The organism is Natrinema halophilum (genome assembly GCF_013402815.2).
In the GTDB taxonomy this organism is placed as follows: Archaea; Halobacteriota; Halobacteria; order Halobacteriales; family Natrialbaceae; genus Natrinema; species Natrinema halophilum.
On record NZ_CP058601.1, the window covers coordinates 2,104,049 to 2,129,973 of the forward strand.

The window sequence follows — 25,925 nt, forward strand, 5'->3', positions numbered from 1 at the left end:
TCAGATTGTGGTGCTACCCCGAGTCAGCCAGCCCGGTGCGGGCGTCGCGGGTCCGATCGACGGTGTCGACTATCGAGCCGAGATCGCGGCCGATCCGTCTCCGATACGGAAAGATGAAACGAAAACTGCTCGAGTCAGCTTACTCCGATGTTCCCCACTCGGCCGCCCTCTTCGGGCGGTCGGTCACGGCAGCGATTTCGAGCGTTCCGTCGAAGCTATCGAGCGCCTCGACGTAGGCCTCGGCGCTGGCTTCGGTCGACAGGTAGGGAATCTCTTCCTCGACGGCCATCTCCAGCGAATCGCGGTCGCGACTGACCACGAAGTCGACGTTGCCCTCGCGGATCGCCTGCGGGACGTCGTCGAAGTCGGCCACGTCGAAGTGGTTCTCGAAGCCGTCGATATCGAAGTCGACTACGGCGGTCCCCTCGCTGACGGCGTTGCCGGCGGCCTGCTGGGCCTTCCAGTAGGCCGTCCCGAACTCGCTTGCCGTCCCCATGACCTCACCAGTGGACTTCATTTCCGGGCCGAGACGCGGGTCCGACCCCGGCAGGCGGTCGAACGGGAGGACGACCTCTTTGATCGAGGTGTGGTCTGGGATCTGCTCTTCGGCCTCGAGGCTCGTCAGCGTCTCACCGGCCATGACCTGCGCGGCGAGTTTGGCGATCGGGACGCCTGTCGCCTTCGAGACGAACGGGACGGTACGCGAAGAGCGTGGGTTCGCCTCGAGCACGTACACTTCACCGTCGCGGACCGCCAGCTGAACGTTCAGCAGCCCTTTCGTCTTCAGCGCTTCGGCGATGTCCTCGGTGACCTCGCGGACGCGCTCGAGCGTGTCTTCGTCGAGCGAGCGCGGCGGAATCATACAGGCCGAGTCGCCGGAGTGGACGCCCGCGGTCTCGACGTGTTCCATGATACCGCCGATGAGCACGTTGCGGCTGTCGGCGACGGCGTCGACGTCGAGTTCGACCGCATCCTCGAGGAAGTCGTCGACCAGAATCGGCTTTTCGGGGCTGACGCGAACGGCCTCTTCGATATAGGTCTCGAGTTCGTCGTCGTCGTAGACGACGTCCATCGCACGGCCGCCGAGGACGTAGGAGGGACGCACGAGGACGGGATAGCCGATGTCGTGTGCGAGATCGAGTGCCTCCTCCTTGGAGAAGGCCGTACCGCCCTCTGGCTGGGCGATACCGAGTTCGTCCATCAGCGCGTTGAAACGGTCGCGATCTTCCGCAAGATCCATCGCTTCGACGCTCGTCCCCATGACCTCACAATCGAGGCCACGACGCTCGAGTTCGTCCTCGAGCGGTTCGCCGATGTTGACCGAGGTCTGGCCGCCGAACTGGACCATCACGCCGTCGGCGCCCGTCGCCTCGGCGACGTCGGCGACCTCCTCGGCCGTAATCGGCTCGAAGAAGAGCCCATCTGAGGTGTCGTAGTCCGTCGAGACCGTTTCCGGGTTGTTGTTGACGACGTGTGCGTCGATGCCCAGTTCGCGCAGCGCGCGGACCGCGTGAACCGAACAGTAGTCGAACTCGACGCCCTGCCCGATGCGGATCGGGCCGCCGCCGACGACGATTACGCTCTCGAGATCGCGATCGACCTCGAGTTCGCCCGAGGCGGCGTCACCCAGTAGCGGTCCTTTCTCGAATTCGTTTTTGCGGGACGAATAGTAGTACGGTGTCTCGGCTTTGAACTCGCCGGCGCAGGTGTCGACCTGTTTGTAGGTGCGACCGGGGACTTCCTGTTCGACCGTACCGACGTCCGCGCCGGCCGCGGCTGCGATCGTCGCGTTGGTGTGGCCGGTGATCGCCGCCTCCGTAAAGTCGCCATCCTGTGCAGCGAGCGTCGAGTCAGCGATGTTCTTGTAGCGCTCGGTGTACCACTCGAAGATTCCGGTCAGCTCCTGGACCTCCGCGACGGTGTAGCCACGTTCGAAGGCCTCGAACATCGCGTACGGGCGGTCCGGGGACGGACGCTCGAGGTAGCGTTCCTCGAGTTCCTCGTCCGAGACTTCGGCCCAGTCGACGTCGGGTTCGTATTCGGACGAACGCAGCGCTTTGAGCAGGGATTCCTCGAAGGTGCGGCCAATGGCCATCGCCTCGCCGGTCGACTTCATCGCCGTCGTCAGTTCGAAGTCGACGTCGTCGAACTTGTCCTTGGGCCACCGGGGAACCTTCGTGACCACGTAGTCGATCGCGGGCTCGAACGCTGCCGTCGTTTCGCCCGTAATTTCGTTCTCGATCTCGTGGAGGCGCTTGCCGAGTGCGACCTTCGCGGTCACGCGGGCGATCGGATAGCCGGTCGCCTTGGACGCGAGTGCAGACGAACGGGAGACGCGAGGGTTGACCTCGACGACGCGGTACTCGCCGCCGGGGGTGCCGTCGTCGTGCCAGGCGAACTGGATGTTACAGCCGCCCTGAATGCCGAGTTCGCGGATGACGTCGAGCGCGGCGGTGCGCATCTCCTGGTGGCCCTCGTCGGGGACGATCTGGGATGGCGTGACGACGGTGGATTCGCCCGTATGGATACCCATCGGGTCGATGTTCTCCATGTTGCAGATGATGATACACGAGTCATCTGCGTCGCGCATCACCTCGTACTCGTATTCGACCCAGCCGGCGATCGATTCGGTGATGAGAACTTCGCTGTTCCGGGAGAGGCGCAGACCCTTGCGGACGCGACGGAGGAGTTCGTCCATCTCGTGGACGACACCGGAGCCAGAGCCACCCAGCGTGTAGGTCGTTCGAGCGATCACCGGGAGACCGCCGACCTCGTCGACGGCAGCCCGGACGCGTTCGTTCAGATCATCTTCGGTCAGTTCCGAGACTTCTTCGCCTTCGTCGAGCGAGATGGTGGTCGAGGCGGGAACCGGCTGGCCGATCTTCTCCATGCGCTGGCGGAAGAGGTCGCGGTCTTCCGTCGCGTAGATCGTGTCCAGCGGTGTCCCCATAATTTCGACGTCGTATTCGTCGAGGACGCCCTCTTCTGCCAGTTCCGCGGTGACGTTGAGCCCGGTCTGCCCACCGAGACCGGCGATAACGCCGTCGGGATTCTCCTTGCGTATGATTTCCGCGATGGCATCGGTCGTGATCGGCTCGATGTATACCCGATCGGCCATCTCCGGGTCCGTCATGATCGTCGCCGGATTCGAGTTCACGAGGACGACGCGGGCCCCTTCCTCCTGAAGCGCTCGGCAGGCCTGCGCGCCAGAGTAGTCGAATTCAGCGGCCTGTCCGATCTGGATCGGGCCGCTCCCGATCAACAGGATCGTGCGTCCGTCCCCCGTCTCGCCGTCTGCGGCGGTGTCCGTACTCATCTGTCTTGGTGAATCGAAGTTCGTACATCGTAATAAGCCCCACGATACAGTACGAATCTCGAAATGGGTTTTCGAAATTCGAACTCGGACGGCGGGCAACCCCGGTTGACGCCGATTTTCTGCGGGTGGAACCGATCTCGCCTGGCTGAGTGAAAGACTCTACCGCACGTGACACGATTGGGGGATTGTACCATTGCGGGCGGCTATAACCGCAGTCAAGGGCCGTATCCCTTATGTCACCTCGTTCCCACTATTGATTCGATCAAATGGCTGTGTTCGGCACCACCGATTCCCACTACCACCATACCGTACTTTATCTCGATCCAGATCCAGCGACTCGGCGTCGAACCGCCGACGGAATCGAGTCGACTGCCAACCTCGATGTCGAACACGTCACGACCCCATCCGAACTGCGAACCGCGCTCACGTCCGCCGACGAATACGCGTGCGTCGTCACCGAGTATCGACTCGAGGAAACGGATGCGTTAGCTCTGTACGAGCAACTCGAGGAGACCGGTAACGTGAGCGTCCCGTTTATCCTGTACACCGCCGATGGGAACGAGACGCTCGCCAGCGACGCGATCACGTCAGGTCTGTCGGGGTACGTCCCGAGGGAACTCGACGACTCCATCGAACGGCTTCTCGCGCAGATTCGGACGGTCGTCGACGCGACGAAACGGATCACCGAAACCGGCGACGACGTTCAATCCCCACAGGTCGACCCGGAAACGACCCTTCAAACCGAACGCGATCGGTTCGCCGCGTTCTTCGAACACAGTCCCGATCCAGTCATCGTGACGCGACGGGGTGACCCCATACGGATTGTCGACGTCAACCCCACGTTCGAGACGGTCTTCGGCTACGACGGATCAGACGTTACCTACACTACGCTTGTCGACGAGATCGTTCCAGAAGGTACGGATCCGGTATCCCTCGCCGACGCCGTCGATCCCGGGGAGGCGATGAAGGCGGAGGTCGAACGGCTGACGACGGACGGTCTCACCGAATTTCGGCTCATCAGTTTCGCGCTCGGAATAGACGGTGACGTCTACGAATACGTGATCTACAACGACATCAGCGAACAAAAGTCCCGAGAACGCGAACTCGAGCGGTATCGAACGCTCGTCGAAACGGTCGGCGACGCGATGTACGTCCTCGATGCGGCCGGAAAGATCGAGATGGTCAACGACGCGATGGCCGAACAACTCGGCGTGTCGCGGGAGAATCTCGTGGGCTCGGATCCCACGGACTACATGTCAGATGAAGACGTCGAACGGGGACGAGAGATGTTGCGCGAAATCGTCGAGGAAGACGGACGAAACTGGGGGACCTACGAAATACAGTTCGAGCCCGTCGACGGCGAACCGTATCCGGCGGAAGACAACGTCGCACCGATGGTAGACGACGACGGCAATTTTGTCGGCAGCGTCGGCGTCATCAGAGACGTTAGCGATCGAAAGGAGCGCGAACGTCGAATTCGTCGCCTCCACGACGGAACCCGCCTGCTGATGACGTCGACGAGAGTCGAGGCGGTCGCACAGGTCGCGAGCCGGGTCGCACGAGATGCACTCGATTTGGGCATAAATGCTGTCTATCTCTACGACGAAACCGAAGATGCCCTCGTACCCACCGCAGTCACCGATCGAACTGAGAAACTGCTCGGTGAGGTGACGCCGATCGAACGCGAAGGTGGCCTCGCCTGGGATGCCTACGAGGCCGGTGAGGCGATCGCCCACGGCGATGTTCGCCACGATCCGAACGTCCAAGACTCTGAGACGCCGATCTGCAGCGAGGCCCACATTCCGATCGGCGACGAAGGACTGTTCGTCGTCGGTTCGACCGAGCCCAACGATTTCGACGAGGAAGCGCTCGCGCTTGCAAAAATCCTTCTCGCTAACGTCGAGGTCGCGATGGAACGTGCCCGCCGCGAGGACGAACTCGCCACCCGGACCGCCGAGCTAGAGCGCCAGAATGATCGACTGGATTCCTTTGCAAGCACCGTTTCACACGATCTCCGGAACCCGCTGACGATCGCTACGGGTCACCTCGAGAGTCTCGAGAGCCACATCGACGGCGAGGCCGAGAAACATCGAGAAGAGATCGAGTGGGCACTCAACCGGATGGACGATCTCATCGAGAACGTCCTCACGCTGGCCCGAAGCGGCCAGCGCCTGACGACGACGGAGCCAGTATCGCTCGATGCAGTCGTCGACCAGGCCCATCGGACCGTCGATCCGACCCTCGAGATCGTCCGAGACGAGCCGTTACCGACGATCGAAGCCGACGAGGACCGCCTGCTCGTCCTCTTCGAGAACGCCCTCCGAAACGCCCGCGAACACGTCGGCGAGGACGTGACGGTCACGATCGAGGGCACCGTCGACGGATTCGCGATCGCCGACGACGGCCCCGGAATCTCGGCCGACGAACGCGACGCGGTTCTCGAATCGGGGTACAGCACCGATTCGGATGGAACGGGCTTCGGACTCGCGATCGTCTCCGAGGTCGTCGACGCCCACGGTTGGTCGGTCGCGGTCGAGGAGAGCGAGGCCGGTGGATTTCGGCTGGCAATCTCGCTTCAAAACTGACCGATTCGAACCCGTCCGTCGACGAGCGGAACGGATACCGATGTGCTCGCGGACCGAAATCGACCGAGGAGAGACGAACAGCGGGTAACGTAGTTACACCGGTCGATCGTGCTCGCTCTCGAAATCGCGCTGGCGGCGGTACTGGTCGACGAACTCCGAAACGTCGAACTCGAGCATGTGTGACTCGAACTCGGAGACCGCGGCGTCGTTTTCGGCGTGGCTGATCGCGTGTTCCATGAGTTCGACGACGAGTTCGACGATGATCTCGTGAAGCCGTCGGGAATCGAAATCCGCGATCCATAGCAACGCGTAGCCGACGGCTCCGTCGCCGCTTGCGTCGTAGACGGCAATCCGTTCGGGGAACTCCTCCAGGACGACACCCAGCAGATGAGGTGTGCCGAACGCGCCGAACTCGTCGTCGGTATCGATCGTTTCCTGGAGGACGGCAACGAGCGATTCGGGGAAAAACCGCGACGGGGGGTGAACGTCGGTCACGACGGCGTGGGTGTCGCCGCAAGAACAGTCGTACTCGCGCATCCCCAGATCGATCTCGTGGGGATCGACGAACTCCCCGCAGGGAAGTTCGAGCCGATCGCCGCCGCCGGAGCCAGGAACGCGGGGCGCTGCCATGAGACGACCTTCGATCGGAGTCGGGATAAGAGCGACGACTCGGTATCTCGCTTGCCGGTCGACGATAGCTCCAGAAACGGTTCGGTCGTGGCGAACGGACGGCGACGTCGAATCGCGACAGAACGATGCCATCGTTCCGATAGAAACGCGGTGAGAACCCACGGTTCGGGAACGGGCGGATAGCGACGGGATGGAGACACCGCCGCAAAGAGAACCCGTCATCGCATTCATTTGGCGGTGTCCGCCATCGAAACGCCATCCCGGTGTCTGAACTCGAGTCGGGGTCCGCGTTATCGCTCCGGAGCGCCGTACTCGACGTGAACCGTCGGGACGCTCGCGGAGTCTGGCGCTTCGTTGCCGTTCCAATCGACGAGACTGACGTTCGCCATCTGCCCAGAAAATCGGAATCGCTGGACGCCGACGTCGATCGCACCCTCGGCGACACTGCCAGCGACGACCGTTCCCTCGGCCATCGGATCGTCGGCGAGCATCTCAAGGTCACCGTCTACGGCGACCTCGAAGTTCGAGGGAACGCCTCGTCCGACGATCGTCACGAGATTGGGAAGCGCACTATCGTCTGCAGCCGAATCGGTTCGATTTCGTACCGGCGTATCGCGTACCATGCTACGATAAGCCGAGCATCCCGGCATAAGCTTTCCTGTCGATGTAATGGTAAGAATCCGTGAATGCGGCCGAAATCATTCGATCGATCGTCGTTCGGCGAGCAGAACGACTCCCTCTCGTCGGTCGAAAATACGGTTTAGAGGGACGATACGCACCGACAATCTGTTTTGCATACTTTATCAGTCACGGCAGACGTGACAGAACACGGACGTCGGCGAGGAGTGTCAATCGCTCGAGGGAACGAGGTCGCGAACGAGAAGGTTGCTATCGACGTCGGGTGTCGTCGGACGGGCAATCGACGCGCTCGAGTCGATCGTATGGCCCGTCGCGACGTGGTGTTCGATCGCCGCTCGAGAGCGATCGCGTTGTGACGGCTCGTCGCTCGGAGTAGTGCTCCAGTTGCAGTCGAGGCAGTATTTCACGTCGGTCCGTCAGCGGCCGGACCCCTGAATCCCTTTTGGTCTCGGCTCGGATTCGGACTCTGGGGGGTGCATTCGTCGATTGCGACACATATTCGAAAACCTGGTGTCGTCCCGTGTGTCCAGATGGGTGACGCAGCCGACCGGCGAAATCGGACCGTCTCGAATTCGGCGAGTAGGATCAGTTACCACACACGGACCCGGAACTCCCGGCCGTCTGCCGAGAGCAGTTCGGCGAGCAGTCTCGGATCTAGGGGGCGAGTACCGCGGGCGTTCGTTCAATAGAGTTCGTCGAACGACTGGACGCGATAGTCGCCGAGGACGCACTGTCCGCGACGATCGTGGCCGACTCGCTCGACGTGGATGGCGTCGAGTCCGGCGTTCCACGCTGCGCCGACGTCGTTCGCACCGTCGCCCGCGAGGACGCCCTGGTGGCCGTTGTGACCGACGCCGAGATCGGCCATGATTCGCTCGACAGGGTTCGGGTCGGGTTTCCAGCCCGTCTCCTCGGTACAACACAGCTGGGCATCGAACCAGTCACGGATGCCAACGTGATCCAGTACGGGCTCACAGAGGAACTCCTGACAGTGGGTCACGAGTCCGACCGGTTCTTCGAGGTCGGAGACGAACGCCGCGTCCTCGTGAAGGTAGGTTTGTTCGGCCCGTACCAGCGGATCCTCCTCCTCGTGGAATGCCGTCCAGAATTCCTGTGGGTCGACACCCCATGCCTCCAGTTGGTGGTCCCGGGAGCCGGTCAGGCCGTTCCAGAGGATATCGGCCTCTCGGTCGGTGAACTCGCGACCGATCCGGTCGCCGACCCGATCGAACACCTCACGCGTGTACGACCACTCGACGTCGACGATGGTCCCGTCGAGATCGAGCAGCCAGAAGTCGTAGTCGGGTTCTGAGACCATTCGGAGGGAAAGATAGGGAATCCTCGAGTAAATGCTTATCGACCGTACGATCGCCAGTCACTCGTCGACGGACACCGCTCGTTCAGCCGGCAATCGTCGCTTACTCGACCGCCGGCCGGATTCGATCGGCGTATTCGGTGACGAGCGACTCGTCGGGCCGGAAGTCGCCGGTCCAGACAGCGTCCGGATCGATCGCACCTTCTAGCAAGGCCGTCTCGGAGAGCGTCTCGCCGAGTCGGCGCCACCGGTCAGGATCCTGTGCGCCCCACCCGTGTTTCCGGACGTACGACGTGAACTGGAGTCGATTCGCGGCAGTCTCGAACTTGAGCTGCTCGATATCCCGATTGCGCTCGAGCGTGGCGTTTCGCCCGACGAGGACGTCGATGGCACGCTCCGGATCGCGGGTCGCGGCGGCCCAACCGCGTGCGCTCGCCCGAAGGAACGATCGGATCGTCTCCGGTCGATCACGGGCGAACTCGGGACCGGTAACGAGCGTCATACCGTAGATGTCCAGGTACTCGCCGATCGGGAGTTCGTCGGGGGTCCGGTCGTGTTCGCGGCCGATCTCGATTCCGTTGGTGACCACGCCGACTGCGGCGTCGACCGTGCCGTCGATCACCTTGTGCTGGACCCGGTGGTGCGTGTGCGGATCGACGTCCAGAAGGTCGACCTCGTCGCGAATACCCGCGTTCTCGAGCAGTTGCGCGGTGAGGATCCGCGTCTTCGTCGCGGACGGCGCGACGGTTCGACCCGCCAGCTGTGCGGGTTTCGAGAGTTGCTCGCCGAAGACGTCCCGCAGGGTGTAGACGGCCGCCGGGGTCTTCTGTGTCACCGCCGCGACCGCGAGCGGTTCGAACCCCTTGCTCTGCGTCGTCAACACAGCACTGGCCCCTGCGAGAGCGATGTCGGCGTCGCCACGTGCAGCGCGTTCGGCCGCGTACGGCGAACCGTGCCCCTCGACGAACTCGATTTCGAGACCCTCTGCCTCGTAAAATCCCTCCTCGCGGGCGAAAAAATAGGGCGACTGGAATCCGTTGGGCTCCCAGTTGAGCTGAAAGGTGACGGTGTCTGACGCGGTCATGCGTCCACCTCGAGATCCGTTCGGAACAGGCCGTTTGGCAACTCGTCGACGCCGAGGGCGTCAGCGCCGGCGACCGTCTTCAAACGGTCGAAGAGTCGCTCCATTCCCTCGACGGTAGACGCGTCCCAGTCCGTGACGACCATCGCGCGCCATCGATCGCGGACGGCCCGGACAACGGCCGGATCGTCCTCGTACATGAGTTGCTCGCCGATCTCGTCCCAGAGTGCGTCGTCGCGCTGGAGTCGTTCGACCGCGTCCCGGTAAGCACCCACGAACCCGCGAACCGCGTTGGAGTGGACGGACAGATACGCTTCGCTCGTCAGGAACGTCGAGATCGGAGTCGGGCCGTCGGAATCGGCCAGGCGATCGACCAGCCGCGACATCGGCAGTACCTCCCGGAAGGGGCCGACTTCGACTATCTCCGGGATTATTTGCCAGAATTGGAGGACCGCGTCGACCTCTCCGTCGCGGAGTAGTCGGGTGAGTTCGACCTTCGATCCGGCCTCGATCGGCGTCGCCGTCTCGTCCGGATCGAAGCCGTGAAACTCCCGGCAGGCCGCCCTGACGAGGATCCAGTTTTTGTCGCGACGTCTGACGACGCCGATCCGGCGGCCCGAGAGATCGTTGAGGCCCTCGATCGGCGAGTCGGCCGTCGTGACGAGACCGCCAACCGTCTGTCCGTAGGGATGAAAGGCGACGATCGACGCGCCGTCGGCACGCTCGCGCGCGGTCGAGAGGTAGTCGATGTCGATCAGATCGGCGTCCCCGTCCTGGAGTTTCGCTTCGACAGTCTCGAGGCCGTCGTCCAGTTCATCCGAGACGAGTTGCAAGTCGAGGTGGAAATCGTGATCGTGATCGTAGCCGAACCGCTTGATCGTATACAGCATGTATCGGGGGCTGCCGTTGTGTTCGAATCGAGCCCGCATCACCGGTCGGTCGCCGGCGTGACCCTGAAACTCGTCGATCGCCTTCTGTTGTGAATCGATGTCAGTCATTGGTGGCAAAGTGGGATACTGGTCGGAACGGGCGGTCACAGCGGCGCGACGATGTCGTCTATCGCCGCTTTCTCGTCGATCAATCCGCGAGCCTGCATCCAGGCGAGGTGCTCGTCGAGCGTCTCGCGGTCGACGGGGACTGGCACCCCGAACCGCGGAACTGTAATTTCCTTGCGGACGGTCTCGACGTCGACCTCGTCGAACAGTTCCGGAGCCATCGATTCCTCGGCCTCGAGCATCTCGAGGTACGTCTCCCGGAACGCATCCGGATTGGCGTTGATGTCCGCGACCGCGCACTCGTAAGCGCGCAGGAAGGCTGCGAGCAGGTCGCGGTCGATGTCGTCGCTTCCGACGATCCCCATGTGATTGTCGTACTCGAGAAGCCGCCGAAATCCGAGGTGATCGGCCAGGGTACTGTGGGGGTCGATGAGCGTTACGGCGTCGACGCGACCGTCGTGGAGGGCCTGCAACCGGTCGGTCGGCATCCCGCAGCCGACGAGGTCGATCTCGTCGGGCGGGACGTGATCCTCGAGGGCTTTCCGCGCGGTATACTCCTGGCCGGTTCGCCGATTGACACCGACCGGTACGTTTTCGAGATCCGCAGGCGATTCGATAGCGGAATCTGGCCGAGTAAAGACGGTATAGGGGAGATTGGCGAACGTTCCGTTCGCGACGATGCGTCCGTCGTCCATGTCCCACGTTCTGCGGATGCTCTCCCACTTGCAGATGGGGTACAGATCGACGTCGTAATCGCCAGTCAGCGTCTCCTCGGCGGGAATGTACTTGACTTCGACGTCCCGACGGTCGCGCTCGACCAGATCGACCGCGATTCCTTCCTCACGAAAGTATCCCCGCTCGACCGCCACCTTCTGTGGCAGCATAAACGAGAACGGAAGATGAAACAGTCTTACTGGTTGGTGTGTTAACATAGAACACCCCACACCGCTGAGATGCTTAAAACGTTTTCACAATACGTTTATCAGTGGCGGCGTGGGGAGGGAAGCCTGTTCCTATGGAACGAGTATCGACGACCCGTGCGGAGTCAGAAGAAGTCGCGGACGGCGTGCACCTGGCACCGCTCTCGACGGGTAACCGAGCGGGAATGATCTACTGGCGGATCGAGCCGGGGGCGACCTTGCCGGTCCACGCGCACGCAAACGAACAGTTAGGATTCGTCCTCGACGGTGAACTCACTGCAATCGCCGAAGACGAAGAGTACGAACTCTCAGCCGGTGATGCCTACCTGTTTCGAAGCGATGAACGTCACGGTGCGGAAAACCGAAGTGCCGAAGATGCGGTCGGTCTCGGCGTGCTCGCGCCACCACGCGACGAACCGGAGTGGCGTCGGCAACCGTCGGCCGTCGAGGACCCATGAGCCATCGAGAGACTCGACACCGGCCCGCGGTCTACGGTCATTTTCCACGACGACGTCACAGAACGCGGTCGGTGTCACCCATCCATTGCACCACCAGACACTCTCTTGAGGGCGACCGTCGTAGCACTGGTCATGGACGCCGTCGATCACATCAACCTCGACGTCGACGCGCTCGAGCCCTGTTACGAGTTCTACCACGAGACGCTCGGCCTCGAACTGGTCAGGCCGCCGGAAGAATTCCAGGGTGATCACGCGATGTTTCGGGCCGGCGACACTATCGTGACGCTAGCTGCGACCGGCCGCGCCGAGAACTGGGACGACCGGGGTCTCGACCACCCACTCGACAAGGCCCACCTGGCGTTTGCGACCGACCGCGAGAACTACGAGTCAGTGGTGGACAGACTCGGCGGGCAGTTCCCGAACCAGGGGCCGTACGACTGGGGCGAGTTCGAGGGATTCTACGTTCTCGATCCCGACGGCAATCTCCTCGAGGTCGTCACGTACGACCCCCCGGACGGCGAGCGAACCCGACCGTTGCTGACACACGACGACGTCGAGTGACGAGATCCACGAGCAACCGTTCGAACCGAAGTGAGCCCCGATAGCAAGACGACGGATCGATTCCTCACTGAAGACAACGGATCGACTTCCCGTTACTGGGCCCCGTTGCGCCTTCGTTCCCCGTCGCTCCGTACCCGATTGACAGGGGTCAACGCGCTCGCGGTGCCGGATCAGGCCAGGCAGTGTATCAGGTCCACGATCCGCTCGAGAACAGCAGTTGCGGTAGTTTCGGTTCACACCACAGGGGAAAACGACCCATCACTGCCGTTCCATCAGCGGCGGTTGATCGGTCTGGGATGCACGGATGGGTTCGTCGAACGCTCGTGTCTCGGCTGCAGTGAGCCACCCGTCTACGGTATACGTCCGTTCGTCACCGGTGGCGGAGCGTTCCGTACATGGGACAACGCCGCGAAGGGCGTCGGCATCGTCGTCCTCGTAGAATGCAAGGGCGACTAGTGGAACCCGTATCTGTTCACGCCTCTCGGTATCGACGACGAACGGAGCGGGCGGATTCTCTCGCCGACGGAACCCCGGTTCGAGCGAATAGCCGTGTCGGTTCGCCCACTGTTCGAACTCGGTAACGAGGTCACCGCGGGTCGATCCTGCTTCCGTCGTCAGCAATCGTTGTGGCGGCCACCGGCTAACCTGAACGTCGTCGATGCAGCCGTGTTCGCGAAGCGACCATAACCGATCGACGAGCGCGCGAATCTGATCGGAAACTGCAGCAGGCACGTTCGACCGCACGTAGCAATCGATCCGAACGTATTCACGGTGATCGGGATCGACGACCGGGTGAACTGCGGGTTCACTTGCAGACATAGCCACCCTCCGTGCGCTCGACGAGATTCTTCCTCGAAAGCGACTCGAGAACGGCAAAGAGCGTTAATTTGGATAGTCCGAGTGTCTGTTGCAGGTCGGACGCCTTTGCCTCGCCGCTAATGAGGAGTGACAGATAGACGAGTTTTGCTTGTGGTGATGCGATTTCGTCCGGAACCACTGGCCGATGTTCGCTCGTGGACATCAATGAAGGCGGCCACAAGCGAATACATAAAGGTGGAGAGATCTATGCTACCATATCCCACTAATTTTTCTAGATTTGAATGTATATTTTAGTCAGACTGCTCGCGGTAGTGACCAGTCCATTGGTGTCCTGTGAACGCGCGCCGTACAGCGGTACCGACATCCGATGCGCTGGCTATCCGTTGAAAACAAGGTGGCCGACTGCTCGAGGAACGACAGCGTCACGGAGAGGTCGCTTCCGAGCACTGACGGCCGGCGGTCGTCCGGATTCGACGGTTCCGGCGAAAGTACGAGCGGATCGTCGGCATTGGGGCGGTAGACACAGGTGAATCGCTTCGAGTTCACGTGGTTCGAACGGCCTTCGATCTTTCGTCATAAAGTGGATCGGAGCTCCGCGAACTCAGCGAAACCAACGGTTTCGCCGGATCACGAGAGGGCTTTGCTCTCTCGAACGGGTCCGAGATATTCTCAGATACCGCTGACATCGGGGAGAGACCCGGTGGTGCAAGAGACGGGAGGGTGTGTTGAAATTAGTAAAACTAATTCGTAGTTTATCCTTATTCATTCGATAGTTTTAGATATAATCTTGTGATACTGTCGTGCGGGGCAGGGCTGGGGGCGACCGACGTATCTCGCATCCCCGACCAATGATCAGAATATCACCATCCGTTTCCCCACTTCACCCGCGCGTCGACACTGAACCAACAGTTCCCGCTGACGCTCTACCATCCGTCTGCACGCTGCTACCCGCTCGTAGTCAGAAACTATCCACTAACCCGCTCAGCGATCACAGGATCTGCTCCGATACCGATACCGATACCGATACCGATACCGATACCGATACCACGTTCTCCGAGTATCACAGCCGTCTGACCGACCACGACGGACGCAACGACTCGATGGGCCGTGCCGGTGAGACATCGTGAGCGACGACGATATCGTCTACGTTGCTACCGGCTGTGATCGGTTCCACAAATCCCGGGAGTGCCAGGGACTATCCCACGCTCGAACGGTGGAAGAACGGTCACTATCGAGTCTTTCCGACGAATTTTCGCTGTGCGAACTGTGTTCGGGTACGTATCGACTCAGTCCATCCGACGGATCGTTCGTTACCGCACGCGTCCTCGAGAACCTCGATCCCGAGGACGTGGGATAACGAAGAGGTGCAGACGAAGCGAGCGGTCCAGGCGAAGCGAGCCAAAATTGCCACGGGACGACCGAAATCCGTGGCCTTCGATTGCAGCGATAGCGAGGCGACCGTCCACGGCCGTCTCGGACGGTGACCTCAGAGCGAGCGCAATTCTACGAGCGCACGGCGAGTCCCGGGGACGACCGAAAAAGCGACGCTCTCTCGCAATATTCAGACGAGCTGTCGACTCTCTGGACTGGGGCGGCCCTTCGGAAATGCTCGTCGGCGGCGTGCTCGAAAATCATCGGTTTTCGCCGTCGCGAACGGCGAAGCCGCTTCGAACGTCTTCGTGCCGACGTCCTCGCGGATGCTTCGATCCCGCCTTGGGACGGAATGGACCGCCTCTCGACTCACGCGACTGCGGAGCAATTCATCCATCTTCCGCGTCAGTCACCCGGATACTCGAGCCCAGGTACTTCGAAAGGACCTCAGAAACGGTATCGGCGTTGAACACCTCGAGATCGGTCGCAATCGCCGCTTTCAGCGCGTCGAAATGCTCGTCGTCGGTCTGCAGTTCACGAAAGTCGACCGCTTCGATCGACCGTTCGGGGAGACTGAGCCAGTCGGCGGCGAGGCGGCGGGCGTGTCGCTGATCGGAAACCTCGCCGCGCCACAATGTATTCCGGAAGAAGAGCCAACCCTCGGTGCCCGGTTTTGGCGCTTCGCGAAAGAGCGTAACCGTCGTCTCGGCGCTGCTCGGCTCGAGCGAGACGACCTCCCGTCCCGGTTCGAGGCGAACCCGAACGCGGAATACATAGCGGGCATCCATCGGAGATCGTTCGACACGCCGTTCAGGCGTTTCGTTCGGATTCGATTAGTTCCGCCATGTCGATATCGTCGTCGGTGATGCCGCCTGCCTCGTGGGAGGTCAAGCGAACTTCGACTTCCGAGTAGCGGATGACGATTTCCGGATGGTGAAACTGCGCTTCGGCGATTTCGCCGACCATCTGCGCGAAATTGACGCCGCGAAGGTAGTCGTCGAACTCGTATACGCGCACGATTTCGTCGCCCTCGCGATCCCAGTTGGCAAGAAGTTGGTCTTGGATCTCCTCATCGGAAAGCAGGTCAGCCATGTGATGCCGAACGCAAGCCATCCAAATAACGATTGTGCCCCTCTCAGCGTTTCGCGACGCGTCTCCGTTTCCCCACAGTAACAGCCCGTATTTCGAGATGCACGGCGATAGAGCGGATAGACGATAAAGAGTCCGTCTGTCGACCTGATCCCCACCGGCTGCTACTCGAGCCGAACGCACCCTACTCGGCCAGTCAGCCGGACGGCCAGTCAACCAGATTCAGTAATCCACTGCGGGTGACTTAATCCATACACCCGGCTCCCGCTGACCGGTCTCCGACGAACTCGTAAGTACGATCCGCCGGCAATCGGTCGACCGCTAGTCGGCCTGGGATTTCTTGCCTGCGGGCTGGAGTTCGGCGTCGACTAGCGTCTCGTACGCTCGCCGGAACCGCTCGGAGAGTGCCTGGTGTGAGATCCCCAATTCCTCGGCCAGATCTTCCATCGAGATTCCACGAGGAATCTCGAAGTATCCGTACTCGAGCGCAGCCTCGAGGGCCTCCTGCTGTTCGGGCGTCAATCGCGTTCGGTGGTCGGTCGTATCGGTCACGTCGGTCACGCGTCGAAGATCGGCGTTGATGCCACGGTCGACGAGTTGGTCGTAGGCCTCACAGAGCGCGTCGCGATCGTGGTAGCGAACCGTCACCTGCCACCACCCGTCGGTCGCCCGCGCCTCGAGTAACGAGCCGCCGTCAGCTAACAGGTCGTCCCAGAGGCGGTTCGTCCCCGAACCCTCGGTAAACGTGACGTCGTACAGCAGCCGCGAATCCGTTTCGACGAGGAGTTCGGCGACCTCGACCGACGGATCGGCTGCGAATGCTGCACCCGCAGTCTCCTGATCGACGCCGGCCACCCACAGCGATGGCAGCGTCTTCGACACCGAGGACTCGAGTTCGAACGTGGCCCCTGGCGCTTGCTCGAAGGCGGTCGCCAGCGCCGTGTCCGCCGCCGGAATCCGAAGGTCGGCTATCGTCGACATCAGGCTTCGTACACCACGGCGGCGTAAAAACCGCTGTTACGGCGAAACTGACTGTCCGGTACCGTGATATCCGTTCCCGAACTCGACAGTCAGTGGGGCGGTCCACACGGGCACCGAAGCGCGACAGTCACGACCGGTTGCGGCGATCGGAACGGGGACGCTGTCGGGCGTTCATCGTTCGCTCGCACAGGAACCGATGTGAGGGGCCGGCTCTCGAGGGATGGGAGCTGGTATCCGACCGAAGGTGCATTGCCCACCACGAGCCACAGGGGTCACCCACGAAGCCGCGAGAGCATCGTTTTGATGTGGGTTGGAGAAAGCAGGGACGTCGGACGATCCATGTGTACGCCGATCTCGCCCGATAGCGCGCCCAGTCCGATCCGCTGTGCCGGTTCCGGCAGCGAGTATGCTCGTCGAAGCCAGCGTCCCAGTTCCATTTCGCGCTCGAGGTCGTCGCGCCAGGCGCGTTCGTAAGCGGCGAGCGTGATCGGTCGGTCGGGATCGATCTCGCGTGCGGCGTGGTCGGCGCTGGTCATACCGTACAGGATGCCGCCGCCGGTAAAGGGCTTGGTCTGGGCGGCCGCGTCGCCGATGAGAAACGCACGACGGGACGTTACTCGATCCGGTGGACCGATTGGGATCGCTCCCGAACAGCGGTGGGAAACGTCGACCTCGTAACCGTCGATCAGGTCCTCGAAGTGTTTGTTCACGTGGACACCCGGAGGCGCCGCGAGGCCGTACTCGACGCCAGCTTCGCCACGCGGGATACGCCACGCGAAGAAGGTCGGCGGCGTAAGGTGGACGTCGACGAAGTCCTGGGAGTCGACTTCTGCAGAAAAAGCGAGGACTCCGTGGAGCAATTCGCCGGGCTGGGGCAATTCGAGTTGGTCGCGAACCCGCGACCGAGGACCGTCACAGCCGGCGACCATTTTCGCCTCGAATTCGACGGTGCCGGCGGGACCGTTCGCGACGACCACGACACTGTCGCGGTGTTCTGTGACGTCGGTGACCGTATGTTTTTCACGGACGTCCGCCCCCGCATCGCTGGCGAGGTCGGCGAGGTGGCGGTCCAGTTCCACTCGGTCGATGACGTTCGAGGCCACCTCACGCTTGTAGAAGGGATACGCATCGCTGTGCGGGCCGCCGACGTGGAACCGCGCCCCGTAGATCGCGTTCTGGAACAGCTCCTCGCGAGCGCTCTCGCCCGTGAACGCCCAGATATCCGTGCTGACGTGACCCGAACAGGCCAGCGGCTCGCCGATCCGCCCCTTCTCGAGGGCGAGCACGTCGTATCCCGCGTCGGCAGCCTGCCTGGCAAATCGCGCGCCCGGTGGGCCGACACCGACGACGACGAAATCGTACATGTCCGTCACGTTTTCGGCAGAGAGTAAATAGCTTCTCGAGATGAATCCAGTGGCGGTGCTGGAGGCGACGAACGACACGGCAAAAATCGTTCATTCCGCGTTCCTGTTGCTCGATAGAAGATAATCGAGATAGCTGGAAAACAGCGACGAGGAGATCGGCGTGGCCACCACCTGACGAACCGATCCGAGGAAGACGGAGTCGGCCCGGTCACTCTTCGATCGGATCGTGATTTCGGTATAAAATCCCGGAAATACCCTCGATAATAGATATCGTCAGCGACGGAATCTAGTCACAAAATACAGTAATCGAGAATGAACGATAGATATACCCTCCTGACCGTCTGTCTCGTGGTCGTCGCCGTAAGCGTTCCCAGCGGAGCGTATTCCAGTGTGTCGACTTTGGAATCGAGTACGGATGTAACCAGCATACAACAGGACGAAGACGGGGCCTATCCGGAGATGTGCATTCCGCCCTCGCCCCTCGAGAATATTTCGATGAACGCTTCTCGGCAAAAGGCGACGAACCTTACGACGAAATCGGCGGTCGTATCGTCGACAGGTAACGGTACCACGATCAAGGAGGATCTAATAACGATCCAGTCTGAATATATCGAGGGAAGTGAGCTGTGTTTCGATCGACTAGCAGAAGAAACCAAAACGATGCAGATGCAGCTCTACGACGTTCGATTCGAGAACACATCGATTTCCGGTCCGTGGACCGATATCGAGTTCAGAAACGGCGACGCGGACGTAATGACGGTGATACTACCGGGGGAAGAATTACTGAACGTCTTACGACAGACGCCTGCGGGACGGCTCCTGATCGACGGAGTCAAAGATCGATACAATCTGACTTCGACTGAGAACACATCGGGACGGGCAGGAACAGACAGTCAGGCGAATAGCTCCGGCGATTCCACGGAGAACACCACCGGTCAAGACGACGGTAACGACGGGACGACAGTCACGCCCACCGGCGGTATCCAGCGGACGGTAGAAGCGATTGATGCCGGTATCGAAGATGCGATAGAAGCGTTTGGCAACACGATTCGGGGAACCGCCGAGACGATGATCGCTCTGACCGAGTCGACCGCCGAATCGAACGAATCGGGCTCCAAAACGCCTGAAACGGGGGCGACAACCCACCTCTCGTAATCGGTACTGTCATTCCTAACAGTACGGTGATCGGTCCCCAGTGAGACGGGGTGGAGACCCCTTTATACATCCGTCCATATCCGCACAAATATATACGTGCATCTTTATTGAATTTCCTCGCACCCGTGCCAATTGATCGCAAACGATTTATCACCGCGTTTCTCGTCGCGAACGTCCTATTGATCAGTGTCTTTGCGGGCCTCGTCTCCACCGGCGTCACTGTCGCCATCCCGATGACCGACGCCAACGGTTTTACAGTTGCGTTCGACGAGCTCGATGGTGACGGGTTTACTCAGTATTCCACGCTGCAGAGTCGCGACGGCTGTGGCGAGTATCCCGTCAGTGAGACACGAATCAACAACGGAACGATAGAGGGTCTCCATCTGTTCAAAGACCTCGAAATGCCGGTCACGGATCACAGAGTCAGAGTCTCGATAGAAGCAGAGAACGTGCAATTCCAGGGGCTCAATCAACGGTTTACGAACCTGGGGGGAAATCTTTCGTTCGAGGGTGAACAAGTCGTCGAATACAACACGACCAGCGACCGAATGCAGATCTCGTCGCAGAACATCACCATCGAAGACGGAACGATCCAGACCGAAACCCAGTACATTGCCCATCTCTCTCTCGACGACGTGGGGGTCAGCGTCAAACCGAACCCGAGCGACTCGAGAAACGGAGATACAGGCAATACCTGTCGAGAAGTGAATCGTTCTGCGAGTATCGATTCGTAAAGAACTATCGATGAGCACGGACTACCGCGTTCGGTTCGCCGAGTGGCGGCGTGATCGTCCGTTCTGGGGTGGAACGATGCTCGCGCTCGCCGGTCTGATCATCGCTATCGTTCCACTTACCTTCGTGTTCCGGTTTGGAATGGTCTCGACACGCTTCGTCCTCGTCGGATTGCTATCTGCCGGCATCGTCACAGTATCGGGCGTCTTTTCGCTCGTTCGGCCGGCGTACGCGAGTCGGTTCGGCGTCGTCGGAACTCTGTTTGCGATCGTCTCGATAGTCGGCGCACTTGGAGGGTTCGGACTCGGGACGATTCTCGGAATGGTGGGCGGGTCACTCTGTATTGCATGGGTTCCCACCACTGCCGCAACCAAAGATCCATCGTCGGATACCGAATCTATGCTGTCCAGAATCCGGACTCACTGTCGCGACGTCATCGACGCTTTATCGTAACAACGACAAAAAGACGGTCGATTCCGCCTTTCGGAGGTGTTCATCGACGGTGCTCGTTGCACAATCGAGTTCGTTCGCAATATCACGATGTGTAGCCTGCTTTGGAACGTCGTAGTAGCCGATCTCGACCGCCGTTCGAAGCACCTCCTTTTGCCGTGTGGTCAGGTCGAAGACTGACCATTTGCACATCGGATCGTACTCGCCAGTCTTGATGATCTCGCAGTCGAACTGTTCGGGTATCGCCTGGTATGCGTGCTGGATCATCTCTTCTTTTCCCGCGACCGTCAAACGTAGCGAATTGGGCCCGGTAAACTCGATCGGCGTCTCGACGATCAGCCCGTCCTGACCGACGAGCGACATGAGTGTGGAGGCCGGCTCCCCCGAGTTGACATACAGGTAACAGTAAACGGTCTCGTTCGTTCCCTCGAAGAGATCGCATTCGAGGACGAGTTGATGGGTTTCAATTTGCGAGTCGACGTTCTCGCCATCACCGCGGAGTCGATACAGGAGAACACCGGTACCATCCGGGAACGAATCGACGTAGACGATTTCGGCCCGCTCGAGGCCGGATACGGATGCAAGTCTGTGGCCGACAGGGTGGATGGCACCGGACGGTGGCGTTAGTTCGAGACGGACGTATCTCATTGTTCGAACCAAATATGGACGCGGCGTCCGGACTGATCTGCCTCATCGAGGCGTATCGAACCACCCGACGTCGTTCTATCGAGCGGTCTCGGATCACCCGGTGTCGTCGTACTGTCCGTTTCGTACCGAACTGTGCCGGAGGTTGGTTGTTCACTACACGTAGTCAGCGCCGTTTCGTCTATCATGGGTCTCGACTGTTTCATCGGTTGGGGTGTCTCGAGCGTTGTGAGCAACGTTGCTACGCATCGCAGGGTTGGTCCTGATCGTGGTTGCCCCCTATAACTCGGTGTGACTATCCCTGCCTACTGGTTCCCCGTCCAGCCTTTGTATCACAGATACAGTCTCTTCAACTTTCTACAAAAGTATTATTCCGCGTATGACATGTGGTTTAAATAACCCTGCGGGGTTGGCGAGTACGATCACAACGCGGTCATGAGAGCGATATCGTCGATCGGATACGATCTCGATTTCGTTTGCCGCTTACACCAGAGCGGGTAATACATAGCGAGTGACGTTGTCCCCGACCATCTGCCGGAAGAGAGAACCGCTGGCGAGTTCGCGACGTTAGCCGTTGGTGCTTGACGCGTCGGTGTCGACTGACTCGAGCAGCGTCCAGAACCGTTCCGTATCGCCCTCGAAGCGATCGAGCAACGATCGGACGTCCGCCCGGTGGTCGTCTGTGATCGTTACGTGAACCATCCCCTCGTCAGGCTGGCCGTAGACGACGCTTGCACCGTTGGGTGCGACGACGATAGCCGGAAGTGCCATCAGGTCTTCCTCCCCTTCGACGAGAATCGTCGTCGGTTCGTCGCTAGAAAGTCCCTCGATCAAGGCCTCGATGACGTTTTCGGATATTCCTGCCGGCGGATTGACGGCCTCGATGGTCGTATCTTCGGTGACGGTTCGGCGAATCTCCTCGTCGACCGCCTCGCGTTTGGTTCGTTCGTCGACGAGCGCGACATCCGGTTGTCGGCCTGCCTGCAGCAAGTGGTAGGTAACGACATCGCCGACGGCAATCAACGGTCCGTCGACGTCCGCAAGGAGCCGGCCTGCATCGGTTTCGATCGGACCCATCGGTTCCTTGAGTTCGTGCCGGAGTTCGTCAGGTAAGACCAGTAGCTGTTCGTCCTCGTCGGTGCGGTCTGAAGGCTGGTCGGTATCGCGAGTCACGTGCGTCAGCGGACCTTCAGGGCGTACGCTCCTGGTTCGGTTATCTGCATCTCCGTTGCGATTTCGCTGTCCTGGGGATGAGCGATGCTGACGTAGCCTGCCCAGTCTTCGGTCAGCGACGAGGAGTTGCAGGCCTCACAGGTCTCTGCGTCTGGATCGTTGACCCGGTGACATTCGCGACAGACGAGACGATCGGATGCCATACTTATTCACCTGCGGTCGCTTCGCGTTTTTCGCGTTCGTCCTCGAGCCACCCGTGCTTTCCGAGGCCGGGCTGTTTTGCAGTGAGCCCGATCTTGGAGTCGCGCGGGTTGCGCTCGTCTATGCTCTTGGTGACGATACGGGCCCGGACAGCGTCGTCGACGCCGAGCGCACGGGCGGACTCGTTCGAGGCGAGTCGCTGGTTCTCGCCGTCGTATGCGAGATACTCGTCACTGATCTGTGAGACGTGCAACAGTCCATCGACGGGACCGATGCCGACGAACGCGCCGAATTCGACGACTTCGACGACGGTCCCGTCGACGACTTCCTGCATCTGCGGATCGAACGTCACCGCGTCGAACTCGGCCTCGTAGTAGACGCCTGGCCGGTTCGGCAGCACCGTCCCTTCACCGATATCGTGAACGTCGGTGACCGAAACGACGCTCCCGACTTCCTCGTCCATGCGCCCCTCGAGTTTGTCCTGGAGCAGTCGCTTGACCAGATTCGGTGAGACGTCACCGAGTTCTTCCGGCGGTACTTCCACTGTGTCCTTCAGTCTAACCCGTTTGTACATCTATGGTTGAGTGATCGCTAACTTGTTTCTCCCGCGTAATGCAATTACCGGTATCCTCGCCTCGAGAATCCGGTCGCGAAGCGGGCGGTCGTTCGTGACGACGTAGTCGACGTTTCCTTCGCGTGCGAGTTCGACCAGCGCGTCGTCGGCGTACGATGCCTCCGTATCGACGACGAGACAGCGTTCGGTCGCCAGATCGTGACCGACGTTCGCGGCCGTCCCCTCCTGTCCTCCTTTCTCGGACAGGCGACGTAATTCCTCCATGACAGCCTGTGGGATCGTCGGATCGAACGAATCGAGGAGTCGCTCGAGTTCTTCGAACAGCCGAACGTCGAGTTCGACTGGCATCATGAGCGCGCTCGTATCGAGAGCAACTCGCGTCCGCTCTCCCATGCCTTACTCCGTGAGCGTTCCCAGACCGATCAGTCGCCACCGTGCGCCGATTCGACGGTTGATTGCGATTTTCGTTCCTGGCTCGGCCGCGACCGGGCGTTTGAGTCGAACCTCACACTCGCCGCTGCGAGCGCTGGTGACGGACCCGACGGTCGTGGCCGTGCCGACGGTCATCATGAGCGGCTCGCCGGTGCTGATTTCGTCGACCGTCTCGCCGGTTTCGGCGCCGACGACCCGCTCGAGCAGGTCGACGTCCATGGTGAACTCGTTCCACGTCGGTGGGAGCGATCCCGGCGGGCCCGCCATTCGGCCCGCGAGAGCGTCGCCCTTCGTCAGCGAGGGATCGAGTCCGGTGCCGACGCCGAGCAGACCGCCCGGTGTGACGGTGTCGGCCGTCTCGCCACCGGCCTGGAGCGACCGGATGGTCGTCTCTATCGGGACGTACTCGGTCCGCCCACCTTCCTCGACTTCTCGTCCGGGACGGATCTCTATCTCGTCGCCGACCTCGAGTTCGCCCTGCACCAGGCTACCGCCGAGGACGCCACCGGCGAGGTCGTCGGCGGTCGTCCCGGGTTTGTTGATGTCGAAACTTCGAGCCACGTGCATGCGAGGGTCGTCGTCGGGATCCCGATCCGGTGTCGGTATTTCCTCCTCGATAGCCTGGATAAGCAGATCGAGGTTGACCTCCTGGCCGGCCGAGATGGGGACGATGGGTGCGTCTTCTGCAACCGTCCCTGCGACGAACTCCTGTATCTGGTCGTAGTTGTTTCGAGCGGTGTCGGAGTCGACGAGGTCGACCTTGTTCTGGGCGATGACGATGTTGTCGATTCCGATGATGTCGAGCGCCATCAGGTGTTCCTCAGTCTGGGGTTGGGGAACGGGTTCGTTGGCACTAACGACGAGAACGGCGCCGTCCATCAACGACGCGCCGGAGAGCATCGTCGCCATCAGGGTTTCGTGCCCAGGGGCGTCGACGAACGAAACGGTCCGCAGCGGCTCGCTTTCCGAGCCGTCCGGACACTCCTCCTCGACGGTGTAACATTCGGGTTCGTCTGCGTCTTCGCAGTAGCGGAACGTCGCGTCGGCATAGCCGAGCCTGATGGAGATGCCGCGTTTCATCTCTTCCGAGTGCTGATCAGTCCACGAGCCGCTGAGGGCTTGCACCAGCGTCGTCTTGCCGTGGTCGACGTGACCGACGAGCCCGATGTTCACCTCCGGTTGTCGATTTCCTACCATAAGACGATGAGTAATCTTAGGTAGTGGTTCCGCTGTGCGCTTGATAAAGGTTGCGAGCTATCCTCGCCTCTCGCGATTCGGCACGGAGTCACTGCCGACCTGCTCGACGAGTCCGATGACTTATTTCGCTCTCGCTCCTCACCGGTACCGTGTCCGAATTCGCGTTCGAACTCGAGCTGTGTGCCCACCTCGAGGCGCGCCGCGCCGATATCGTCGCCCGTCAACTGGGCGCAGGCGTCGCCGATCCAGGCGGGCGGATTCTGGACGTTCTCTGCGTCGAACCGGGACCACAGTTCGACGACCGTGTCGCGATCACGGGCGCATCGATTCCCGACGCCGCCATCGAATCCGCCGTCGGCACCGGACGGGCGCGCTACTGGAAAGATGCCTTCGACTGCCACCCCGACCGCGCGAGACAGGCCGTCGATCGGGCCCTCGAGATCGGCTTCTTCGAACGCGACCACGAAGCGAGCGCAGACGCGGGTCGAGACTACGTCCGGCAGGTCGCGCGCTACCCGGACTGGTTCGATCGAATCGTCGGCATCGAGAACAAACCCGATCTCGGCCGGCCGGGCGACCTCGCGTCCCAGCTACGGACGGACGCCAGCCTCGCGCTGGTCGACGAAGCGATACTCGCGACCGAAAGCCATGTGACGGGCGCGCATCTGAATCGACTCCCGGAGGAGATCGGCGTTTGGCGCGTCCACCGCAACGAGAGCGACGCGGGCGCCGACCTCGAGATCGAGGTAGTTCGCGAACCGATGTCTCTCCCCGTCGACGAGGCTGGAATCGAGCCGCTCGCGTTCCAACCCGGCCGAAGCGAGATTGCCGTCGTCGATGCCGAGGCGAAAACGCTTGCCCGCCGACGACTCGCCGAACGAGCCTACGGCAAAGGCTGGCGAACCTTCGATTTCCCCGGCTGTGGCGCCTGTCGTGCGGACGACTCGAGCGGCGCGACGCTTCCCCGCTGCGACTGGAAGGACCGAGTCGTCGACGCTGCAACGGAGTGTGGTCCGTCGTGTCCGGGCTACGAGCCTGCGGTGATCGACGTCGACGAGGCCGATCTCAAGGCCGAACGCGATCGACGAACGCTGTGGCGCGCTGATCCGGACGGGAAACGGCGACGACAGTCGGGACTGGACCAATTCGGCTGATCGGTGACGGGGACCGTTCGATCCCCGCAAAGTGCATCCCGTGGAGCGTTTTCCCCGTCCTGGCTGGCCGTAGACTAGATACAACCGC

The 25,925-nt window shown here is 61.1% G+C and carries 28 protein-coding genes; 8 read left to right on the top strand and 20 right to left on the bottom strand.

Translation table 11 applies throughout. From position 1 onward, the window contains the following. Positions 1–139 precede the first annotated feature (139 nt). Positions 140–3,316 (bottom strand): carbamoyl-phosphate synthase large subunit, encoded by a 3,177-nt coding sequence (gene carB / locus HYG82_RS31010; RefSeq protein ID WP_179260923.1) that lies wholly within the window; start codon positions 3,314–3,316, stop codon positions 140–142. Between the two features lie 266 nt (positions 3,317–3,582). Here carB and HYG82_RS31015 point away from each other — a divergent pair, with 266 nt between their 5' ends. Further along, the gene (locus HYG82_RS31015) at positions 3,583–5,901 is read left to right on the top strand and encodes a PAS domain S-box protein (protein ID WP_179260924.1); all 2,319 of its coding nucleotides are present in this window, start codon (positions 3,583–3,585) and stop codon (positions 5,899–5,901) included. Positions 5,902–5,994: 93 nt separating this feature from the next. Here the strand turns inward: HYG82_RS31015 and HYG82_RS31020 are convergent, their stop codons facing one another. The 7 genes from HYG82_RS31020 to HYG82_RS31050 form a co-directional block, all read right to left on the bottom strand. Further along, positions 5,995–6,531 carry a DUF5815 family protein gene (locus HYG82_RS31020; RefSeq protein WP_179260925.1) on the bottom strand — a complete coding sequence of 179 codons (537 nt, stop codon included), beginning with the start codon at positions 6,529–6,531 and terminating at the stop codon, positions 5,995–5,997. A gap of 290 nt (positions 6,532–6,821) precedes the next feature. Next, positions 6,822–7,154 carry a hypothetical protein gene (locus HYG82_RS31025; RefSeq protein ID WP_179260926.1) on the bottom strand — a complete coding sequence of 111 codons (333 nt, stop codon included), beginning with the start codon at positions 7,152–7,154 and terminating at the stop codon, positions 6,822–6,824. A gap of 225 nt (positions 7,155–7,379) precedes the next feature. Continuing rightward, a complete protein-coding gene (locus tag HYG82_RS31030; RefSeq protein ID WP_179260927.1) occupies positions 7,380–7,577 on the bottom strand; it encodes a hypothetical protein in 198 nt (65 codons plus the stop codon). A gap of 275 nt (positions 7,578–7,852) precedes the next feature. Next, positions 7,853–8,488: an HAD family hydrolase gene (locus HYG82_RS31035; RefSeq protein WP_179260928.1), complete on the bottom strand. Its 636-nt coding sequence runs from the start codon at positions 8,486–8,488 to the stop codon at positions 7,853–7,855. A 100-nt stretch (positions 8,489–8,588) separates the two neighbouring features. Next, positions 8,589–9,569 (bottom strand): ABC transporter substrate-binding protein, encoded by a 981-nt coding sequence (locus HYG82_RS31040; protein ID WP_179260929.1) that lies wholly within the window; start codon positions 9,567–9,569, stop codon positions 8,589–8,591. Continuing rightward, the gene (locus HYG82_RS31045) at positions 9,566–10,564 is read right to left on the bottom strand and encodes an ABC transporter substrate-binding protein (protein ID WP_179260930.1); all 999 of its coding nucleotides are present in this window, start codon (positions 10,562–10,564) and stop codon (positions 9,566–9,568) included. The genes HYG82_RS31040 and HYG82_RS31045 overlap by 4 nt, the downstream gene beginning before the upstream one ends. A gap of 35 nt (positions 10,565–10,599) precedes the next feature. After that, positions 10,600–11,493: an ABC transporter substrate-binding protein gene (locus HYG82_RS31050; protein ID WP_179260931.1), complete on the bottom strand. Its 894-nt coding sequence runs from the start codon at positions 11,491–11,493 to the stop codon at positions 10,600–10,602. Between the two features lie 83 nt (positions 11,494–11,576). Here HYG82_RS31050 and HYG82_RS31055 point away from each other — a divergent pair, with 83 nt between their 5' ends. Next, positions 11,577–11,939 carry a cupin domain-containing protein gene (locus HYG82_RS31055; RefSeq protein WP_179260932.1) on the top strand — a complete coding sequence of 121 codons (363 nt, stop codon included), beginning with the start codon at positions 11,577–11,579 and terminating at the stop codon, positions 11,937–11,939. A gap of 132 nt (positions 11,940–12,071) precedes the next feature. After that, a complete protein-coding gene (locus HYG82_RS31060; RefSeq protein WP_179260933.1) occupies positions 12,072–12,500 on the top strand; it encodes a VOC family protein in 429 nt (142 codons plus the stop codon). A 258-nt stretch (positions 12,501–12,758) separates the two neighbouring features. Here the strand turns inward: HYG82_RS31060 and HYG82_RS31065 are convergent, their stop codons facing one another. Together HYG82_RS31065 and HYG82_RS31070 are read right to left on the bottom strand one after the other, a co-directional pair. Continuing rightward, positions 12,759–13,319: an HTH domain-containing protein gene (locus HYG82_RS31065; protein ID WP_179260934.1), complete on the bottom strand. Its 561-nt coding sequence runs from the start codon at positions 13,317–13,319 to the stop codon at positions 12,759–12,761. Next, positions 13,306–13,521, bottom strand: coding sequence for a helix-turn-helix domain-containing protein (locus tag HYG82_RS31070; protein WP_179260935.1), 216 nt, complete (start codon positions 13,519–13,521; stop codon positions 13,306–13,308). Before HYG82_RS31070 ends, HYG82_RS31065 begins: the two co-directional genes overlap by 14 nt. 921 nt (positions 13,522–14,442) lie before the next feature. Here HYG82_RS31070 and HYG82_RS31075 point away from each other — a divergent pair. Then, entirely contained in the window at positions 14,443–14,676 is a 234-nt protein-coding gene (locus HYG82_RS31075; RefSeq protein ID WP_179260936.1) for a hypothetical protein, read from the top strand. A 403-nt stretch (positions 14,677–15,079) separates the two neighbouring features. Here HYG82_RS31075 and lwrS read toward each other — a convergent pair whose 3' ends face one another. The 4 genes from lwrS to HYG82_RS31095 form a co-directional block, all read right to left on the bottom strand. After that, on the bottom strand, positions 15,080–15,478 hold the full coding sequence (gene lwrS, locus HYG82_RS31080; RefSeq protein WP_179260937.1) for an LWR-salt protein: 399 nt from the start codon (positions 15,476–15,478) through the stop codon (positions 15,080–15,082). A gap of 22 nt (positions 15,479–15,500) precedes the next feature. After that, positions 15,501–15,782 (bottom strand): 4a-hydroxytetrahydrobiopterin dehydratase, encoded by a 282-nt coding sequence (locus HYG82_RS31085; RefSeq protein ID WP_179260938.1) that lies wholly within the window; start codon positions 15,780–15,782, stop codon positions 15,501–15,503. 318 nt (positions 15,783–16,100) lie between these two features. After that, on the bottom strand, positions 16,101–16,760 hold the full coding sequence (locus HYG82_RS31090) for a helix-turn-helix domain-containing protein (RefSeq protein WP_179260939.1): 660 nt from the start codon (positions 16,758–16,760) through the stop codon (positions 16,101–16,103). Between the two features lie 272 nt (positions 16,761–17,032). Continuing rightward, on the bottom strand, positions 17,033–18,124 hold the full coding sequence (locus HYG82_RS31095; RefSeq protein ID WP_179260940.1) for a geranylgeranyl reductase family protein: 1,092 nt from the start codon (positions 18,122–18,124) through the stop codon (positions 17,033–17,035). 312 nt (positions 18,125–18,436) lie between these two features. Here HYG82_RS31095 and HYG82_RS31100 point away from each other — a divergent pair, with 312 nt between their 5' ends. The 3 genes from HYG82_RS31100 to HYG82_RS31110 all read left to right on the top strand — a co-directional run bounded on the left by HYG82_RS31100 (position 18,437) and on the right by HYG82_RS31110 (position 20,464). Continuing rightward, positions 18,437–19,279 carry a hypothetical protein gene (locus HYG82_RS31100; protein WP_179260941.1) on the top strand — a complete coding sequence of 281 codons (843 nt, stop codon included), beginning with the start codon at positions 18,437–18,439 and terminating at the stop codon, positions 19,277–19,279. A gap of 125 nt (positions 19,280–19,404) precedes the next feature. Beyond that, positions 19,405–20,013 carry a hypothetical protein gene (locus HYG82_RS31105; RefSeq protein ID WP_179260942.1) on the top strand — a complete coding sequence of 203 codons (609 nt, stop codon included), beginning with the start codon at positions 19,405–19,407 and terminating at the stop codon, positions 20,011–20,013. Positions 20,014–20,023: 10 nt separating this feature from the next. Further along, a complete protein-coding gene (locus tag HYG82_RS31110) occupies positions 20,024–20,464 on the top strand; it encodes a DUF6114 domain-containing protein (protein ID WP_179260943.1) in 441 nt (146 codons plus the stop codon). Here the strand turns inward: HYG82_RS31110 and HYG82_RS31115 are convergent. The 6 genes from HYG82_RS31115 to HYG82_RS31140 form a co-directional block, all read right to left on the bottom strand. After that, positions 20,456–21,109 carry a helix-turn-helix domain-containing protein gene (locus HYG82_RS31115; protein WP_179260944.1) on the bottom strand — a complete coding sequence of 218 codons (654 nt, stop codon included), beginning with the start codon at positions 21,107–21,109 and terminating at the stop codon, positions 20,456–20,458. The two genes, HYG82_RS31110 and HYG82_RS31115, sit on opposite strands and share 9 nt — an antisense overlap. A gap of 564 nt (positions 21,110–21,673) precedes the next feature. Beyond that, positions 21,674–22,279, bottom strand: coding sequence for a GTP-dependent dephospho-CoA kinase family protein (locus HYG82_RS31120; RefSeq protein WP_235217878.1), 606 nt, complete (start codon positions 22,277–22,279; stop codon positions 21,674–21,676). 5 nt (positions 22,280–22,284) lie between these two features. Continuing rightward, on the bottom strand, positions 22,285–22,482 hold the full coding sequence (gene spt4, locus HYG82_RS31125) for a transcription elongation factor subunit Spt4 (protein ID WP_179260945.1): 198 nt from the start codon (positions 22,480–22,482) through the stop codon (positions 22,285–22,287). A gap of 2 nt (positions 22,483–22,484) precedes the next feature. Continuing rightward, complete coding sequence (locus HYG82_RS31130) at positions 22,485–23,054, bottom strand: DNA-directed RNA polymerase (RefSeq protein WP_179260946.1); 570 nt, start codon at positions 23,052–23,054, stop codon at positions 22,485–22,487. Next, the gene (locus HYG82_RS31135; RefSeq protein WP_179260947.1) at positions 23,055–23,447 is read right to left on the bottom strand and encodes a type II toxin-antitoxin system VapC family toxin; all 393 of its coding nucleotides are present in this window, start codon (positions 23,445–23,447) and stop codon (positions 23,055–23,057) included. A gap of 3 nt (positions 23,448–23,450) precedes the next feature. Then, entirely contained in the window at positions 23,451–24,683 is a 1,233-nt protein-coding gene (locus tag HYG82_RS31140; RefSeq protein WP_179260948.1) for a translation initiation factor IF-2 subunit gamma, read from the bottom strand. A 149-nt stretch (positions 24,684–24,832) separates the two neighbouring features. On the opposite strand from HYG82_RS31140, the gene HYG82_RS31145 reads away from it, so the two are divergent. Then, positions 24,833–25,837, top strand: coding sequence for a DUF5787 family protein (locus HYG82_RS31145; protein ID WP_179260949.1), 1,005 nt, complete (start codon positions 24,833–24,835; stop codon positions 25,835–25,837). Positions 25,838–25,925: the final 88 nt, after the last annotated feature.

What these genes read in the sequence shown, in the direction of transcription:
- carB (WP_179260923.1), bottom strand. Translation starts at nt 3,316, where the DNA reads ATGAGTACGGACACCGCCGCAGACGGCGAGACGGGGGACGGACGCACG.
- HYG82_RS31015 (WP_179260924.1), top strand. Translation starts at nt 3,583, where the DNA reads ATGGCTGTGTTCGGCACCACCGATTCCCACTACCACCATACCGTACTT.
- HYG82_RS31020 (WP_179260925.1), bottom strand. Translation starts at nt 6,531, where the DNA reads ATGGCAGCGCCCCGCGTTCCTGGCTCCGGCGGCGGCGATCGGCTCGAA.
- HYG82_RS31025 (WP_179260926.1), bottom strand. Translation starts at nt 7,154, where the DNA reads ATGGTACGCGATACGCCGGTACGAAATCGAACCGATTCGGCTGCAGAC.
- HYG82_RS31035 (WP_179260928.1), bottom strand. Translation starts at nt 8,488, where the DNA reads ATGGTCTCAGAACCCGACTACGACTTCTGGCTGCTCGATCTCGACGGG.
- HYG82_RS31040 (WP_179260929.1), bottom strand. Translation starts at nt 9,569, where the DNA reads ATGACCGCGTCAGACACCGTCACCTTTCAGCTCAACTGGGAGCCCAAC.
- HYG82_RS31045 (WP_179260930.1), bottom strand. Translation starts at nt 10,564, where the DNA reads ATGACTGACATCGATTCACAACAGAAGGCGATCGACGAGTTTCAGGGT.
- HYG82_RS31050 (WP_179260931.1), bottom strand. Translation starts at nt 11,493, where the DNA reads ATGTTAACACACCAACCAGTAAGACTGTTTCATCTTCCGTTCTCGTTT.
- HYG82_RS31055 (WP_179260932.1), top strand. Translation starts at nt 11,577, where the DNA reads ATGGAACGAGTATCGACGACCCGTGCGGAGTCAGAAGAAGTCGCGGAC.
- HYG82_RS31060 (WP_179260933.1), top strand. Translation starts at nt 12,072, where the DNA reads ATGGACGCCGTCGATCACATCAACCTCGACGTCGACGCGCTCGAGCCC.
- HYG82_RS31065 (WP_179260934.1), bottom strand. Translation starts at nt 13,319, where the DNA reads ATGTCTGCAAGTGAACCCGCAGTTCACCCGGTCGTCGATCCCGATCAC.
- HYG82_RS31070 (WP_179260935.1), bottom strand. Translation starts at nt 13,521, where the DNA reads ATGTCCACGAGCGAACATCGGCCAGTGGTTCCGGACGAAATCGCATCA.
- lwrS (WP_179260937.1), bottom strand. Translation starts at nt 15,478, where the DNA reads ATGGATGCCCGCTATGTATTCCGCGTTCGGGTTCGCCTCGAACCGGGA.
- HYG82_RS31085 (WP_179260938.1), bottom strand. Translation starts at nt 15,782, where the DNA reads ATGGCTGACCTGCTTTCCGATGAGGAGATCCAAGACCAACTTCTTGCC.
- HYG82_RS31090 (WP_179260939.1), bottom strand. Translation starts at nt 16,760, where the DNA reads ATGTCGACGATAGCCGACCTTCGGATTCCGGCGGCGGACACGGCGCTG.
- HYG82_RS31095 (WP_179260940.1), bottom strand. Translation starts at nt 18,124, where the DNA reads ATGTACGATTTCGTCGTCGTCGGTGTCGGCCCACCGGGCGCGCGATTT.
- HYG82_RS31100 (WP_179260941.1), top strand. Translation starts at nt 18,437, where the DNA reads ATGAACGATAGATATACCCTCCTGACCGTCTGTCTCGTGGTCGTCGCC.
- HYG82_RS31110 (WP_179260943.1), top strand. Translation starts at nt 20,024, where the DNA reads ATGAGCACGGACTACCGCGTTCGGTTCGCCGAGTGGCGGCGTGATCGT.
- HYG82_RS31115 (WP_179260944.1), bottom strand. Translation starts at nt 21,109, where the DNA reads ATGAGATACGTCCGTCTCGAACTAACGCCACCGTCCGGTGCCATCCAC.
- spt4 (WP_179260945.1), bottom strand. Translation starts at nt 22,482, where the DNA reads ATGGCATCCGATCGTCTCGTCTGTCGCGAATGTCACCGGGTCAACGAT.
- HYG82_RS31130 (WP_179260946.1), bottom strand. Translation starts at nt 23,054, where the DNA reads ATGTACAAACGGGTTAGACTGAAGGACACAGTGGAAGTACCGCCGGAA.
- HYG82_RS31135 (WP_179260947.1), bottom strand. Translation starts at nt 23,447, where the DNA reads ATGGGAGAGCGGACGCGAGTTGCTCTCGATACGAGCGCGCTCATGATG.
- HYG82_RS31140 (WP_179260948.1), bottom strand. Translation starts at nt 24,683, where the DNA reads ATGGTAGGAAATCGACAACCGGAGGTGAACATCGGGCTCGTCGGTCAC.